The 14,952-nt window shown below is 39.1% G+C and carries 17 protein-coding genes; 9 read left to right on the forward strand and 8 right to left on the reverse strand.

All coding sequences use genetic code 11. The features are described from left to right. The first annotated feature begins 213 nt into the window (after nt 1-213). Nucleotides 214-1,011 (forward strand): VLRF1 family aeRF1-type release factor, encoded by a 798-nt coding sequence (locus tag PQ511_RS15890; RefSeq protein ID WP_224598966.1) that lies wholly within the window; start codon nt 214-216, stop codon nt 1,009-1,011. Between the two features lie 29 nt (nt 1,012-1,040). On the opposite strand, the gene PQ511_RS15895 is transcribed toward PQ511_RS15890, so the two are convergent. Continuing rightward, nucleotides 1,041-2,213 (reverse strand): class I SAM-dependent methyltransferase, encoded by a 1,173-nt coding sequence (locus tag PQ511_RS15895; protein WP_273852888.1) that lies wholly within the window; start codon nt 2,211-2,213, stop codon nt 1,041-1,043. Between the two features lie 100 nt (nt 2,214-2,313). Between PQ511_RS15895 and PQ511_RS15900 the strand changes: the two genes are divergently transcribed. After that, a complete protein-coding gene (locus PQ511_RS15900; RefSeq protein ID WP_273852889.1) occupies nt 2,314-2,775 on the forward strand; it encodes a VanZ family protein in 462 nt (153 codons plus the stop codon). Between the two features lie 31 nt (nt 2,776-2,806). Here PQ511_RS15900 and PQ511_RS15905 read toward each other — a convergent pair whose 3' ends face one another. Beyond that, complete coding sequence (locus PQ511_RS15905; protein WP_224598958.1) at nt 2,807-3,265, reverse strand: TlpA disulfide reductase family protein; 459 nt, start codon at nt 3,263-3,265, stop codon at nt 2,807-2,809. Nucleotides 3,266-3,406: 141 nt separating this feature from the next. Next, on the reverse strand, nt 3,407-4,576 hold the full coding sequence (locus PQ511_RS15910; protein WP_273852890.1) for an MFS transporter: 1,170 nt from the start codon (nt 4,574-4,576) through the stop codon (nt 3,407-3,409). Nucleotides 4,577-4,718: 142 nt separating this feature from the next. On the opposite strand from PQ511_RS15910, the gene PQ511_RS15915 reads away from it, so the two are divergent. After that, nucleotides 4,719-5,108 (forward strand): OsmC family protein, encoded by a 390-nt coding sequence (locus PQ511_RS15915; protein ID WP_273852891.1) that lies wholly within the window; start codon nt 4,719-4,721, stop codon nt 5,106-5,108. Between the two features lie 57 nt (nt 5,109-5,165). Here PQ511_RS15915 and PQ511_RS15920 read toward each other — a convergent pair whose 3' ends face one another. Then, nucleotides 5,166-5,588: a pyridoxamine 5'-phosphate oxidase family protein gene (locus tag PQ511_RS15920; protein ID WP_273852939.1), complete on the reverse strand. Its 423-nt coding sequence runs from the start codon at nt 5,586-5,588 to the stop codon at nt 5,166-5,168. A gap of 185 nt (nt 5,589-5,773) precedes the next feature. Here PQ511_RS15920 and PQ511_RS15925 point away from each other — a divergent pair, with 185 nt between their 5' ends. The 6 genes from PQ511_RS15925 (at nt 5,774) to rlmD (ending at nt 12,058) form a co-directional block, all read left to right on the forward strand. Further along, nucleotides 5,774-7,156, forward strand: a complete 1,383-nt coding sequence (locus tag PQ511_RS15925; protein ID WP_273852892.1) for an MATE family efflux transporter — start codon at nt 5,774-5,776, stop codon at nt 7,154-7,156. A 92-nt stretch (nt 7,157-7,248) separates the two neighbouring features. Continuing rightward, nucleotides 7,249-7,836 (forward strand): YczE/YyaS/YitT family protein, encoded by a 588-nt coding sequence (locus PQ511_RS15930; RefSeq protein ID WP_273852940.1) that lies wholly within the window; start codon nt 7,249-7,251, stop codon nt 7,834-7,836. A gap of 132 nt (nt 7,837-7,968) precedes the next feature. After that, a complete protein-coding gene (locus tag PQ511_RS15935; protein ID WP_273852893.1) occupies nt 7,969-8,763 on the forward strand; it encodes a YfkD famly protein in 795 nt (264 codons plus the stop codon). 128 nt (nt 8,764-8,891) lie between these two features. Then, nucleotides 8,892-9,671 carry a delta-lactam-biosynthetic de-N-acetylase gene (gene pdaA, locus PQ511_RS15940; protein ID WP_420541720.1) on the forward strand — a complete coding sequence of 260 codons (780 nt, stop codon included), beginning with the start codon at nt 8,892-8,894 and terminating at the stop codon, nt 9,669-9,671. Between the two features lie 104 nt (nt 9,672-9,775). Then, nucleotides 9,776-10,645, forward strand: a complete 870-nt coding sequence (locus PQ511_RS15945; RefSeq protein ID WP_273852894.1) for a DNA-3-methyladenine glycosylase family protein — start codon at nt 9,776-9,778, stop codon at nt 10,643-10,645. Between the two features lie 15 nt (nt 10,646-10,660). Then, nucleotides 10,661-12,058 carry a 23S rRNA (uracil(1939)-C(5))-methyltransferase RlmD gene (gene rlmD, locus PQ511_RS15950; RefSeq protein WP_420541721.1) on the forward strand — a complete coding sequence of 466 codons (1,398 nt, stop codon included), beginning with the start codon at nt 10,661-10,663 and terminating at the stop codon, nt 12,056-12,058. A 301-nt stretch (nt 12,059-12,359) separates the two neighbouring features. Here rlmD and PQ511_RS15955 read toward each other — a convergent pair whose 3' ends face one another. The 4 genes from PQ511_RS15955 to PQ511_RS15970 form a co-directional block, all read right to left on the reverse strand. Beyond that, nucleotides 12,360-12,530, reverse strand: coding sequence for a YfhD family protein (locus tag PQ511_RS15955; protein ID WP_226659753.1), 171 nt, complete (start codon nt 12,528-12,530; stop codon nt 12,360-12,362). 79 nt (nt 12,531-12,609) lie between these two features. Next, nucleotides 12,610-12,723 (reverse strand): YfhE family protein, encoded by a 114-nt coding sequence (locus PQ511_RS15960; RefSeq protein WP_226659751.1) that lies wholly within the window; start codon nt 12,721-12,723, stop codon nt 12,610-12,612. A gap of 104 nt (nt 12,724-12,827) precedes the next feature. Further along, nucleotides 12,828-13,382 (reverse strand): GNAT family N-acetyltransferase, encoded by a 555-nt coding sequence (locus PQ511_RS15965; protein ID WP_273852896.1) that lies wholly within the window; start codon nt 13,380-13,382, stop codon nt 12,828-12,830. Nucleotides 13,383-13,661: 279 nt separating this feature from the next. Continuing rightward, entirely contained in the window at nt 13,662-14,777 is a 1,116-nt protein-coding gene (locus tag PQ511_RS15970) for an amidohydrolase (protein WP_273852897.1), read from the reverse strand. Between the last annotated feature and the right edge of the window lie 175 nt (nt 14,778-14,952).

The following is a 14,952-nucleotide window of genomic DNA, read 5'->3' on the forward strand; positions in this document are numbered from 1 at the left end:
AACGCCCGCAAATATGTTATTTAAACTGTTTATTGAGAATGAATTTCATTAGATTAGAATTATTATTATATTTTAATGATTTTATTCTATCACATCCTTCGGTTTTTGACTATATTAAAAATCACAATTGGGCTGAATGATTTTACGTTTAAAAATGGGAAAAGTGTGGGAATTGGAAGAGTAATAAACAAATGAATGACAAGGAGGAGAACAATGTTATTAAAAGAAAAGCTAGATCAGTTAAAACATGCGCAGGTTCAAAAGCCGGATAAAGTGATGACTTTGTATTTGAATACCGATCGTCGTGACGCTGACCGACAAAACGGAGAATGGAAAATTCAGTTGAAAAACGGCTTTCGTAATTTTGAAGACTACTTAAAGCAAAGCGATAATAAAGAAGAACTTGAAAAATATGAGAAAGTAAAAGGGAAAATTCAAGAAGAAATTGATCGTATTGAGAATGATTTGAAACGTGGACTTATTATTATTGCCTCTTCCGATGATCAGATATGGCTTGTGGAGCGTACTCAGGTACCAGTTGAAACGAATATATACTGGGAAGAAGAAGCCCATCTTGAAGCATTAGAAAAGTTACAAAGTGATTATCCGAACACAGGCATCATTCTTGTTCATCATGATTATGTTCGCATTCTTGAAACAGAGCTTGGGTTTTTAACAAAGAGTGAAGAGTATGCTTGGGATCCCGATGAAGACAACTGGAGAATCTATGAAGGAACAACAGGAAACGAGAATATTTCTGGAAATGGGAGTACCGCACAGCGAGAACTTTATGAAGATCGCATAAAAGCGAACCGTGAAAGATGGTATAAATCAATGGCTGCGAAGCTTGATAAAAAAGCAAAAAATCGTCAGTGGGAAAAAATTTATGTAGCTGGTGAAAAAGAAGAGGCTAATGAGTTAAATGACTTAATGAATAAGCAGTCAATCGTTGTCGGAAAAAATTATGCAGATAAACGAGATGATGAAGTGATTGAGTCGCTCGTATCGTAATGAGAAAAGCACCCAAACGGGTGCTTTTTTTATTCCACATGTTTCGTTGCATTAACAGTAAAGATTTTTGGAATGCCTCGATCATGCAGTTTGATATTTGGTTCTTCGGTTAACTGTTTTAGAATAAGCCCTTCATCGGCCATACTTGTTAGAATTTCCCCTAATGTCCACTTTCGCTGCAAAACCACACTGTCTTCCATATCGTCCGTGAGGTGCTTTTCATAGGCAACCACAGTTTTGTTTATGGTAGGATCAAAATAATTACCATCTACTTTGTGCTTCTTTCCTTTGGAAGTAATCAGCTTTATTGAAATCGGATGAAAGTCTTGAAGGACAAAGGTGCCGCCGTTCTTTAAGAGGCGAGACACTACTCTAAACAACGGGTGAAGATCAAGGAAATAATGTAATATCCCTAGCTCCATTACAATAACATCAAATTCTCCATCGTGAGAATCCATCTTTAAAATATCAGCTACAATGTAAGTAAGATCAATCCCACAATGGTTGGCTATTTCTTTAGCGTACCGTTCATTTTCATACGAAAAATCAATGACTGTGACATTGGCTCCCATAAGACTCATTGCTGTGGCTTTCATCCCATGTGAACCCATGAGGTTGGCTACTTTCTTTCCCTGTAAAGAAGGAAGATAGGGCAACAATGATTTAATGCGCGAAGAAGGATTATCTTTAAGCTTTGTGGCTGCTTCTTCTGGAGTACCGAATCGATTTAATAAAGCCTCATAGGTTTTTTGGTTCCAGGATTTTTTATTTTGCTCTGTAACGCTTTGCTGAACGTTCCTTAGGTGTGTCTCAACAGCCACTCGCCACTCTGGAAGCTGCTGATAATAGTAAAGAGAAAGGCATGGAACGCTCGTATCTCTTAGAGAAACGTTGACTAAGTAAGGGTTTGTTCGAATGACGGTATTGTATGTACATTCAACACGAACCGACGTATTTGCGATCTGATAGATGGCATACGACATGTCTGAACTGTGTTCAGGTTTTGCGGTCCCGTATGTTTGGTTGAATCTATGAATCACGGACTCAAACCCATCCCATTGAACCGAAACGGATATAGTATGAGGTGTATCTACTGCACCCTGAAGCCATAGGGCAGTTTCATTTATATAAAAATAAGGAATGTTATAGTTGTTCAGGGCTGAAGATAATTGCAATAAGACGTTTTCTTTGGAGCTCGACATTGTTTCACCTCAATTTTGTTACATGAACATATTTTGTATAGAATACTATAGCATATAGACAGGCCATAAGGCATCTGAAGAATAGGGAGAGACAGAGATTATGCAGACTCAGAATGAAGGTGCGTCAACACAAAAGTGGGTGAGGAGGGGTGGCTCCTTTGCGTTAGGTATCTACTTACTTGCGCTTTTCTATGCGACATTGTTTATTTACAATTACTATCCGTATGGGAAGTCAGTTAATCTTGTCCTATTTGATAGTATTAAGCTGATGTGGGAAAGCGGAAGCTATTGGCTAATCTTAAAGAATATTATAGGGAATATTTTATTGTTTATGCCGCTTGGTTTTTTGATGCCATGTGTGAGTAAAAAGGCTGGATCAGTACTTATCGTTGGTCTCATTGGTTTTTCAACAAGTACTGTTATTGAATTGCTTCAGTATTTTGTCGCTCACCGTATTTTTGATATAGACGATATTCTACTAAATGCCCTTGGAGCAATGGTAGGATATGGCGCTTTTCGAATCGTACTTGGTACTTATCGAAAAATAAAAATGAGAAAATAAAAGAGGCAGCGAAAGCTGCCTCTTTCTTACTTTAATCTTCTTTTTTTGCTTTATCGAGAAGTTTTGTGATTCGTTTCGTGAGCATTTTACGTCCTTCTCCACCAGCCTGGAAATGGCGTAGCTTACCTTCTGAATCAAATACATAGTAGGCAGGAACGTACTGATTATCAAACGCATCAGTTAGTTTGTGATCGCTATCGACAAAGATTGGTTGGCTAATATCATGCTCATCCGCCACCTTCTTAATTTCGTCAAGATCTAGATCTTTTTCAGAACGCGGCATGTGGACAGCGACAACGTTCATGTCCTCACTATACTCGTCCCGAAATTCATTTACCATTGGCATCGCTTCTTTGCATAAGCCGCAGCTAATTGACCAGAAATGAATAAGTGTAAGTGGTTTATTGCCAACGAGATCACTCTTCTTTACTTCACCGTTAAACCATTCTTTCGCACCTTCTAATTCGGGCATTTCTTCGCGTAGTTTCATTTAGTATCGACTCCTTTAATCGGAATTAATTATAATCATTATCAGATAATCACAGTTATCATTATAGTACATATCCATCATAAGTCAATGAAAAGGGTTCATTCTATATAGTATTAAAATGGCTATAAAACGTTTCTTTACTCATAAAGTAGAATATTCTCTAATGGGTTGAGGGTTTTTATGAACAGCGGTTGCTATGAATAAGGTTAGCAACATTCCGCTAATCGCATAAAAAATACTTCCTTCTGCAAACCAATCAATAAAGACGCCGCCAAGATAGGGACCGAGTATACTGCCAATTCCAAAGAAAATGCCAGCTAGAATGTTTCCTGTCGGTAGTAGGCTATTTGGAAGTAGGTCTGCTAAGTAGGTGATACTTAAGGAAAAAAGCGATCCAACCATCATGCCAGCTAGGAAAAACAGAGTGAAAAGTAATGGGATAGATGTTGTGAAGATGGCTCCTGAAAAACAACCCCATCCAATTAGGATACTAATAAGTAAAACGTTTTTACGACCGAACTTATCACTCATGATTCCAAGTGGCATCTGAAAAATAAGGCTGCCTACGACAAACGCAGGAAGCAGAATTGAAACGGCTTTGACATCTAGTCCTGCTCGAAGCGCATAAACTGGAAAATTACCGTGAAGAGATGCTTCGAGGAAGCCGTAACCAAAAGAAGGCAAGAGGGCGACCCAACCAATTTTTAAAACGTGAGCATATTTTGAGAGCACTCGCTCAGAACCGTGCGCTAATGGATCTGGAAACTCATTTTTAATTTTTGAGAGCAATAACCAGGTAACACAGGCGATCCCGGAAGCTAGGAAGAACGGAAGAAACAAAGAATACTCAACGAGAATGGTCGAGAGTGGTCCAGCAGCAAATCCAAGCCCAAAAGCAGATCCATAAATGGCAATGTTCCGCCCCCGTTTTTCTTTAGGAGTTGTCGTTGTAATCCAGAGCTGAGTTGCAAAGTGAAGAAGGTTATCCCCTATTCCGACAATTACCCTTAAAATAAACCAGAACCAGAATGCCTGCCAGATTGGAATTAACATAATGGAAACCATTACAAGGAAAAGTCCGACGGCAATGGCCGGTTTGTATCCGTATTTTCGAACGGGTTTCTCGATAAATGGAGAGGCAAACAATATACCAATATAGAGAGCAGAAGCATTTAACCCATTCATACTTGACGAAACCCCAGCTTCCTCTAAAAGGATGGATAATAGGGGTAGTAACATCCCTTGAGAATAGCCTGAAATAAAGACAATTGATATAAGAATAAGGAAACGATAGCGTTTTGATTCAAACAAATTGTTCACACTCCATCTGGCCAAAAAAGGAAATTCTTATCAGTGCCATTATAATAGAATGGCAAGAAAAGGGCTACCGTTCGCAATTTTCTCTTTCCTGATTTAAAATAAGAGCAACGTCTACTTACGAGGAGTGAGCATGTTGGAATTTAACATGAAAAAAGAAGAAACAGGTTTTACTGCTGATTTTGATTATGGAACACTTCATATATCTGGAGATGAACAGTTTGGCTTTCGCCCTTACCAGCTCCTTGTTTCGTCTGTAGCAGTTTGTAGTGGTGGTGTGCTTCGACAGATTCTTGATAAAAAGCGAATGAACTATGAGGATATTAAAATAAATGCCGACGTTACACGTAATCAAGAAGAAGCAAACCGTGTTGAAAAAATTCATCTTCACTTTACGCTTTACGGTGACCTAGATGAAAAGAAAGTAGAAAGAGCGCTTGAATTAACGAAAAAACACTGCTCTATGGCCCAATCCGTTATTGGCAGTATAGACTTGGAAGAATCTTTTGAAGTTGTAACTAAATAAGAAACGAAAGAAGGGGCGCCGTAGGCGTCCCTTCTTTCGTTTTATTAACTTTCCCCTCTATAGTTCTAGCGTTTCTGGAGTATTTTCTCCTTCGTTCATAAGGCGGATTGTATCCGGTTTGATTCTAAGAACGATGTAGTTCGGATCTTCAGGAGAATCAAACCAGCGCTTTAGTTGGTCTCCCCATAGCTTTTCCTTTGTTTCTTTAGAATCGTCGATTGTAACCTGACCCTGTACTTCTACGAAACGATCATGCCAACCTTCTCCATCATAACCAAGAAGCACATGAACATTTTTATTTTGCTCAATATCTTCCACTTTGTGCGTTTCCTTACTAGTTGGTGTCATTAGCGTAAGCTCATCATGGAAGAAAGTCATAAAACGAGAGTGAGGTTTATTATCCTTCACTGTGCTTAATGTACCAACATAGTGAGAATCGAAAATGCTTAAAACCTTATTTTTAAGTTCAGTTTGAGACATTGCCATTACAAATTCTCCTTTCGAATTTAACGCTAGTCTTAATCTTCCTCTATTTTCAAATTCTAAAACGCCTGAATATGCCATTATTTCTTTCAAACGATTCTAGCGCATTCCATCGTTTTTTAAACCAATACTAGGGGTATACCATAGTGAGATTTTAAATTGACAGGTAAGAAGGTAATTAAATGAACAAAACATATGATTTTACTCAGGGAAATATTGCGAAGCAAATGGTCTTTTTTTCGTTCCCTATCTTCCTAACGAACTTATTGCAAACGTCTTATCAGTTCATTGATAGTATCTGGGTAGGAAATTTACTTGGTGCCAATGCGCTTGGAGCGATTTCAATTGCCGCTCCGGTCATATTTACAGTTCTATCCTTCATCATAGGTGTAAACAGTGCAACGTTAACAGTATTGTCTCAGCAGAAGGGAGCATCCGATCAGAACGGTCTAATTGAATCGTTAAATGCATTTGTTGTCGTTTTAACAATGCTGTCCGTCTTCTTTGGTATCATCGGTTTTCTATTCACGGATCAGATCCTAACATTTTTAGGAACACCAGATGAAATTTTTGAAAGCACGAAAGCGTATTTGCGAATTAATTTCCTGGGTATTCTTTTTTTGTTTGGTTATAACTTTATCGGAACGGTTTTAAGAGCGCTTGGAGATAGTAAAACACCGATTCGCTTTGTGTTGTTTGCTGTTCTTTTGAATACCGCTTTAGATCCATTGTTTATTTCTTATTTTAACTGGGGAATTGAAGGGGCAGCATATGCGACAATCCTTTCTCAAGGGGCAGCCTTTTTATATGGCGTTATTTATTCGATATGGAAATCTAAAATTCCATTTACTTTACCTCATCTCCCTGACTGGAAAGAAATTAAGCGGATTTCCAAACTCGGAATCCCTGCAGGATTGCAAATGATGACCGTTTCTGCCGGAGTGACAGCGATTATGGGAATAGTAGCGAGCTTTGGCACGCAAGTTGTCGCAGGATTTGGCGCAGCCCAAAGGCTTGATCGTATCATCATGTTGCCCGCGTTTACTCTTGGAGCAGCAGTAAACAGTATGGCTGGACAGAATATTGGTTCTGGGAAATGGGAAAGAGTTTCTTCCATCTCCAAAAATGGCATTATCTTAATTCTTTCCGTCTCTTTCACTATAAGTGCCATTATCTTTTTCGCTGCGGAATCAATGATTCGTCTATTTATTGACGATCCAGCGACCATTGCTTTTGGAAAGAGTTACTTAAAAACGGTAGCCTTTTTCTATCCGTTTCTTGGCATTAACTTTGTGTTAAACGGCGTCGTGAAAGCCGCTGGAGCGATGGTTCAGGTGCTTGTCCTTAATATCATTTCGTTCTGGATCCTTCGAGTACCGCTCACTTATCTATTTTCAAGATGGCTAGGAGAAGAAGGAATTGCATACGGAATAGGTGTTAGCTTTATTATTTCAAGTCTATTCGCCATTGCTTATTATCGTTATGGAAAGTGGCGTGAAATTGAATTATTTGAAGAAAATCCAAACCATGGAAAAAGGAATATTCAAACGAAAAATAATGCATAATTGCTAAAGGAAAGGGTCGTCCTTTTACCGATTTCTGCGTTACAATGGACAATAGAGTCTATGCAGTTAGAGAGAGGATGCCAGATTTGAAAATGAAGCGCTTTTTGTTCTATGTGATTGGCCTTTTCGTGTTGACGGCTGGAATAACCTTAACGATTAAATCAGATATAGGTGCAGGAGCATGGGATGCTCTTAACGTAGGATTATCGGAAACAATCGGTTTTACAGTTGGTAGTTGGGTCATCATTGTTGGGATTATCTTGATTATCGTTAATGCATTACTAATGAGAGCTTGGCCGGATTTCTTTGCTCTTATTACAATCATTGTAACGGGTTTGTTTATTGATTTTTGGTTATTAACTTTGTTTGCAAATTGGACGATTACAGATGTCTTTCTATCCTATGCTGTTTTTGCAATTGGGATGGTTCTCATTGGACTTGGAATCGCAATCTATCTTCAAGCCAAGTTTGCTGTTATTCCAATTGATGGACTAATGCTGGCCATCCATCATAAAACAGGACTAAGCATTCGAACTTCAAAAACCATTGGCGAACTCCTTGCCCTACTTGCGGCGGTAGTTTTAGGAGGACCAATCGGAATTGGGACATTGGCCATTACCTTTGGAATTGGCCCGCTTGTACAGTTTTTCTATCCTACTTTTGAGAAAATGAACGCGTAAGCGTTCATTTTTTTGTGTAAGGATCGATCTGAAATATCACACTTTGTTGGATAAAAGACAGGTTTCTAGAAAAAATACAAATAAGAGTCTAAATGATCCTGTATGAACAGTTCCGAACAAAGGAGAATAAAAATGAAGAAATTAGTCTTAATCATCCTGCTCTTAACCGTCATCTCGCCACTAAATACGCTAGCTGCGGAGGAGAAGAAAGCGGGAAACAACCAAGCGTTACAAGTTCCGGATTCTACAGTCAATATTTCAAAGGAAAACACTTACCCAAATCCGGCGCAAGATTTACCGACTTTACAGCCGAGTGAATTAACGAAAGAGTTAACCGGTTCCGCTGAGGTTCAGATTGAGAATCCTGAGCTTATCCAGATATTAAATGATTCTTCGATTTCACCTTCTAAGCTTGCAATAGGCTATCGTGCGAGTATCTACTTAGGTAAGTGGGCGTTGAATTATGATTCTTCTGAAACGAATGTTAACTGGCAATATAAGCAGGCAAATGTAAATCGAGTGGATAATCGAGGTGGCAGTGGTCCTGTTCAAATGACTTATCGTCAAGAAGAAGAGAAAAAAGTTAACGGTGGTTTAACCGCTTCTATTCCTGATAGTGAAGATGTAAAGAAAATGATGATGATGAAGGCATCAGAGAAAACAAAGCTCTCTCTCTCTTTTCAAACAATGATTGGGAAAGATACAAAAAAAGGAAATGTTTATAATGTTAGTGCAAAGAATTATGGGACACTAACGAGCTATGTCCCTGCTGTTAATGAAAAAGGAAAAGTCACCTATGGGGAAGTATATCTTGTGCTAAAGGGCAGCAAGATGAAACTGGAAGTGCGCAATGTAACGCAACAGGGAATCGGCGCGTGGATTCCGGTTCAAGATTATTTGAGTTTTGAATTCAGTACTCGTCAATAACCAGCTTATGCTGGTTATTTTTTGGGGATTTAGGATGGCGATAATTTCCTAAAACGATCGATAAGAATGAAGAAAGAAAACAGGTTAAACATCACACACTAATACGGGGACAAAGAAGGAGGGATTCGATGAAAATAATGGTATTAACGCTCACTCTATTTCTTGGAACGATGACTGGAGCATTTGCGATGGACAATCAGTCGCATGATTGGTATTTTAAACGGAGTAAAAACCATTCACCTGCTACGACTGAACCTGAGTTTCAAGAATTACTGAAGCCATATGACAGCTACTTTATTGGTGATTCTAATCAAAAAGAACTTTATATGACTTTTGATAATGGATATGAAAACGGCTATACGGATGAGATCTTAGATGTTTTAAAAACAGAAAAGGTGCCTGCTACATTTTTTGTAACGGGGCATTATTTGAAAGATCAACCTGATCTTGTGAAGCGAATGGTGGAAGAAGGGCATATTGTTGGAAATCACTCCTGGAGTCACCCTGATATGACAGCTATTTCAGATGAGAAAATCAGAACTGAATTACGAAAAGTTAAAGAGGAATATACACGTTTAACAGGGGATGAAACAATGCACTATTTACGCCCCCCGCGTGGCGTTTTCAGTGAGCGGTCTCTCGCAATTTCCCATGAAGAAGGTTATCATAACATCTTTTGGTCACTTGCTTATAAAGATTGGGAAACGAATAAGCAAAAGGGTGGTCAATATGCTTACGACTCCATTATGAAACAGGTACATCCAGGAGCCATCCTGCTTCTGCATACCGTCTCAAAAGATAATGCAGAAGCACTTGAAAAGGTTATCCAAGATCTAAAGAAAGAGGGCTATACATTTAAAAGCCTTGACGATCTTGTCTTAAAGGAGAAAATCCCGACTATGCCTTAAGAAAGACTGCCAGAGATGGCAGTCTTTTGCGTGTGGCCGGTGTAACTAGTAATCAAGTGTCGGATTTGCGATAATATACAGGACATGACGAAGGAGGCGGTACTGTGTGGACTGAGAAAGTTTTTCCTCAAAAACCGTACGACGTGGATCGACTTTTCAGAAGGTTGAGCATGGATCCGCTTCAGTACGTGGATGATGATAACAAAATCCTGAAAGTTCCATTAAGGATTAAACGTCATAAAGGTGTTTATTCTGTTCAATTCATAGGAACGGATGAACAACCGTGTTTTGAGATAAGTGGAAAAGATGAGAATACCAAAGGAGAAGCTGTCACTCGAATTCGTGAAATGTTTGACCTTCAGATGGAGCCGTGTAGCATTTACACTGCGTTTAGGAAAACAAACATTTCATCACTAGTGGAGAATTATATTGGCATGCCTCTTATTGGCGAACCTGATGTTTATAGTGCTTTAATAAAGAATATTATTCATCAGCAGCTGAATATGAAATTTGCTTATACACTCACGTATCGCTTTGTGTCACGATATGGGACAGAGATGGATCACGCGTGGTTTTACCCTCAACCTGAAGTAGTAAGCAAATTGAAAGTGGAAGAACTGAGAGAGCTACAATTCAGTAAGAGAAAAGCCGAATACGTTATTGGAATTGCTAAAAAAATAGTGTCAGGTGATCTCGATTTGGAAAAACTTTATACACTCACGAATCAAGAAGTGTATGAAGAGTTGCTTCCGGTCAGAGGTGTTGGACCCTGGACGGTGGAATGTGTACTTCTCTTCGGGTTAAGGCGAAAGGATATTTTGCCAGCAGGTGATGTAGGAATCCAAAATGCCATCCTGAAGTGGTATCAGCTGTCAACGAAGCCAACGAAAGAAGAAGTGAAGGTGTATCAAAAGAATTGGTCACCGTATTCGAGCTATATTTCCATGTATTTATGGGAAAGCTTAAGCGGTTAAATAGAAGGAGAGATCGTGTTGGAGAACAAAAATGTGAAAGGGACGGGACTTACGAACGGTCAAACGATTCCATTAACAATTAAACGGCTAGGTATTAACGGAGAAGGGGTTGGATTTTTTAAGAGAACAGTTGTCTTTGTTCCAGGCGCGCTTCCTGGAGAAGAAATTACAGCAGAAGTGACAAAAGTTTTTCCGAACAGAGCAGAAGCTAAAGTAAAGCGTCTTCGTAAAAAATCGAAGGATCGTGTCACTCCTCCTTGTCCTGTTTATGAAGAATGTGGAGGATGTCAGCTTCAACATATGAGCTATCAGGCTCAATTACGTGAGAAGCGAGATATCGTCATTCAATCGTTCGAGCGGCATGCCAAATTAGGTGAGAAGGATTTGACTATAAAACCCGTGATTGGGATGGAAGATCCATGGAACTATCGAAATAAAAGCCAGCTTCAGGTTAGAAAGCAAAAGGGTAAGGTCATTGCCGGTTTATACGGCGCAGGCTCCCATGAACTTGTTGAATTGACAAACTGTCTGGTTCAACACCCAGAAACTAACCGCGTTACCCGGCAGGTTGTGAAGATCCTCGAGGATTTGAACATTTCGATTTATCATGAAAAGAAGCGTAATGGTCTTATTCGTACAATCGTGACAAGAGTTGGGTTTGAAACGGGAGAAATTCAGCTAGTGCTGGTGACTTCAGAAGAAGCAATTCCTAGAAAAGAGTTGCTGATCAAAGAAATTAAGAAACGACTGCCTGAAGTGAAATCGGTTATCCAAAATGTAAATGGAAAACGTACTTCTCTTATATTTGGAGAAAAAACTTTTGTATTAGAAGGGGAAGAAGTGATTCAAGAGTCATTGGGGGATTTGAATTTAGAACTATCAGCTCGTGCTTTCTTCCAACTTAACCCACTTCAAACGGTGAAACTGTATGATGAAGTGAAAAAAGCTGCAGAGCTTACGGGGAATGAGAATATCATTGATGCTTACTGTGGCGTAGGTACAATTGGTTTATGGCTTGCTGAAGAGGCTAAAGAAGTTAGAGGAATGGATGTGATTAAAGAGTCAATTGAAGATGCCAGAAAAAATGCCCGAACACATGGTTATGAGTCAAAAATGACATATGATGTAGGGAAAGCAGAAGAGGTTGTCCCTAAGTGGATTAAAGAAGGGTTTAAGCCCAATGTTGTTGTAGTGGATCCGCCGAGAACAGGCTGCGATGATACCTTGTTAGCAACGATGGTGAAAGCAAAACCTGATCGCATCGTTTACGTTTCATGCAATCCATCTACATTGGCTAAAGATGCTAACTACTTAATGAAAAAAGGGTATGAGCTAAAGCAATTGCAACCAGTTGATATGTTCCCGCAAACAGCGCATGTAGAAGTTGTTTCTGTTTTTAAGAAAAAGAAATAGCAGCCGGCAACGAGATATAGCTACGATTCGACTGGATTGCAATACTAGTCATCAACAATTTCCACAGACTTATACACATGATGATTAGAGGTTATATGCGTTACTAACAATTTTATTAACATTATCCACATTCACAACCTATTTTATCAACAGGTTAAGGTGTTTATAACTTAACCATGCTATGAAGAGGATTGGACGATTTTGTCCACACTATTCACAACTTGTGGATAATGTGTTGTTAACTTCTGAATTAAATATCTTTTCTGAACTTAAAAAGGGACCGATCTGGTCCCTTTTTGAGTTATTTGTTTTTCTTATTACGCTGGTCAGCTGCTTTTGCTCTTTCTGCTGCTTTCGCATCAGCTGCATCGAATTCACTAGCGAATTCAACATCTTCGTTTTGTGCTGATGGAATTGGGTTTTTAGCTTGACGTTTCTGTTTACCTTCTGAATAATTTGGACGTTTTGCCATCTTAATCAGCTCCTGTAAATGGTTTGGAGAAGATCTCTCCACTCATTATAATGGCTTTTTGTCGCTTAATTATTCATGCTTATTTATGACCAGCCCGATCAGCACGTTTAAATTCCCTTCCAAAAAGCACATCTTGTGTTTTAGTTAATGTCATCTTTGATTCTTTGTTTTCTCTACCTTTCCGCTTATCCACAAAAATCCCTCTCTTCTTTAAGATGCTACTAGCATTGCCATCCAAATAAGTTCTATGCACATGTGGATAAGAGAATAAAGAGAAGCATAGGCCTCTTTAAGGACCTATGCTTCCATTTGAACCTCTACCGTTTCCAAACCTTCACGCATGACATGAAGATGGTAATTGTCACGTTCGATTTCATATAAATGATAGGACTTTTCACCCGTGTTGATTTTTTGGTAAACTTCAGGCCATTTTTCATCGGCTTTTTCAACATAAGGGATTTTTTCTGCCGCTTTTTGCGAGCGGATGTTGTCCTTGTTAATTCGCATGAAAATAGTTTTAATTTGCTTATCAAAAAACAATTCATTGAAAAAAGCTTCTTTTGCAATTTGATTATACCCTTTTCCGTGAAAAGGAGTGCCAATCCAGGTGCCAAGAAAACCAGTTTCCTGTTCAATGTCGTATAAATTGATTGTGCCGATTGGATTACCCCATTCATCGATTATGGTCCGGGAGATTAATTCGCCTTGCTCTTCTGCTTCAATTAGCTGTTTTGTTAAGAACAAATATTCCTCATATGAATTTGCTTTATGACGCACGAATGGGAAGACAGCTGGGTCAACCATTAAATCAAATAGCATATGACATTCCGACAGGTCACGATGTTTAATCATGAGTTTCCCTCCTGTCGAGGGCAGACGGATCCCCACCCTCGAATAATAGTATGTTGAATTATTATTCGGGGTGGGAATCGAACCCACTAGGACCAGTCATTGCTGGTGGCGCACCAATTGCCTTCCCATTTTCAAATATGAAGTTGTTAGTTCATTTTATTGTAATTACAAAAGTATCATACTCGATTTATTCAAAAAAAGATACTAGTTTTTTGCGTATTTTTTCGACAGAATGTAAACTTTTTGTAAGCTGTCTTGTGCTCGGAAAATCAAGTTACTTTATCGAATGATTTCGCCGTTGATCATGGTGTAAAGAGGGCGAGCATCGTATTGAAAAGGATGGTTCGACCAGAGTACTAAATCGGCATCTTTTCCAACTTCAATACTACCAATACGATGGTCAACGCCAAGACTCTTTGCAGGATTAAGTGTAATCCCTTCGATGGCTTTTTCTTCACTTAATCCTTCTCTAACCGCAAGTGCTGCACAAATGTTTAAGTATTGGATCGGAACGTACGGATGATCAGTTGTAATCGATACTTCAATGCCATGACTATTTAGAATGCCATAAGTAGCCCATGTTTTATTTTTAAGCTCAATTTTAGAGCGTCTTGTCATAGATGGGCCAACAGTTACCTTTAAGTTTTGTCCGCTCAGTTCATCCGCAATCAAATGTCCTTCTGTACAATGTTCAATTCTAAGATCGAGATTAAATTCCCTGGCAAAGCGAACGGCAGTTAAAATGTCATCTGCACGATGAGCATGTATTCTTACAGGGATTTCTCGATTTAGTGCTGCCATAATAGGGGCAATACGTGGATGCTCTTTTTGATTTGAACGACTAGCATCGTAGAATGCTTCACGTAGTAAACCCATAATTCCCATCCTGGTAATGGAATCATTGTTTGAATGACTGTGTACACGCTTTGGGTTCTCTCCGAGAGCAATTTTTAGTCCAGCCGTTTCTCTTACAATCATCTTCTCTACATTTTTTCCATTTGTTTTCAAAACGGTTGTGATGCCTCCAATAATATTGGCGCTACCTGGCATTACCTGAACAGCGGTGACACCAAAAGCGATGGCGTCTTTAAAACCTACATCAAGCGGGTTCACACCATCCAGTGCTCTCACGTGTGGTGTTAGTGCTTCTACCGTTTCATTTGCATCATTTCCAGCCCATCCTGTTCCTTCATCATATAGACCTAAATGGGTATGAGCATCTATAAATCCTGGAAGCAGATGATATCCTTTTCCATCAATAACTGTCATTTCAGGTTCTTCAGGTATACAATTGGAGACTTGGTGGATAAGACCATCCTTTACTAAAACATCTGCACATGGCAGGATCGACGAGGAAACGGGGTAGACGCGTGCCTGTTTAATCAATATTGTCATCTTATTCACCTATTATCTATTATTGTTTTAGTGATCGACTTGGCTGTTATGAGTTTGTATATATTATATCCATTCCCTAAGAAGGTTGCTATACAATCGAGTGTGGACAGAGAAGAATTGTTTTAATCGCTCTTAACGACAATTCGTATCGATGCGAGAGGTATAAAAAACCTGC

The organism is Guptibacillus spartinae (genome assembly GCF_028610625.1).
Taxonomy (GTDB): Bacteria; Bacillota; Bacilli; order Bacillales; family Guptibacillaceae; genus Guptibacillus; species Guptibacillus spartinae.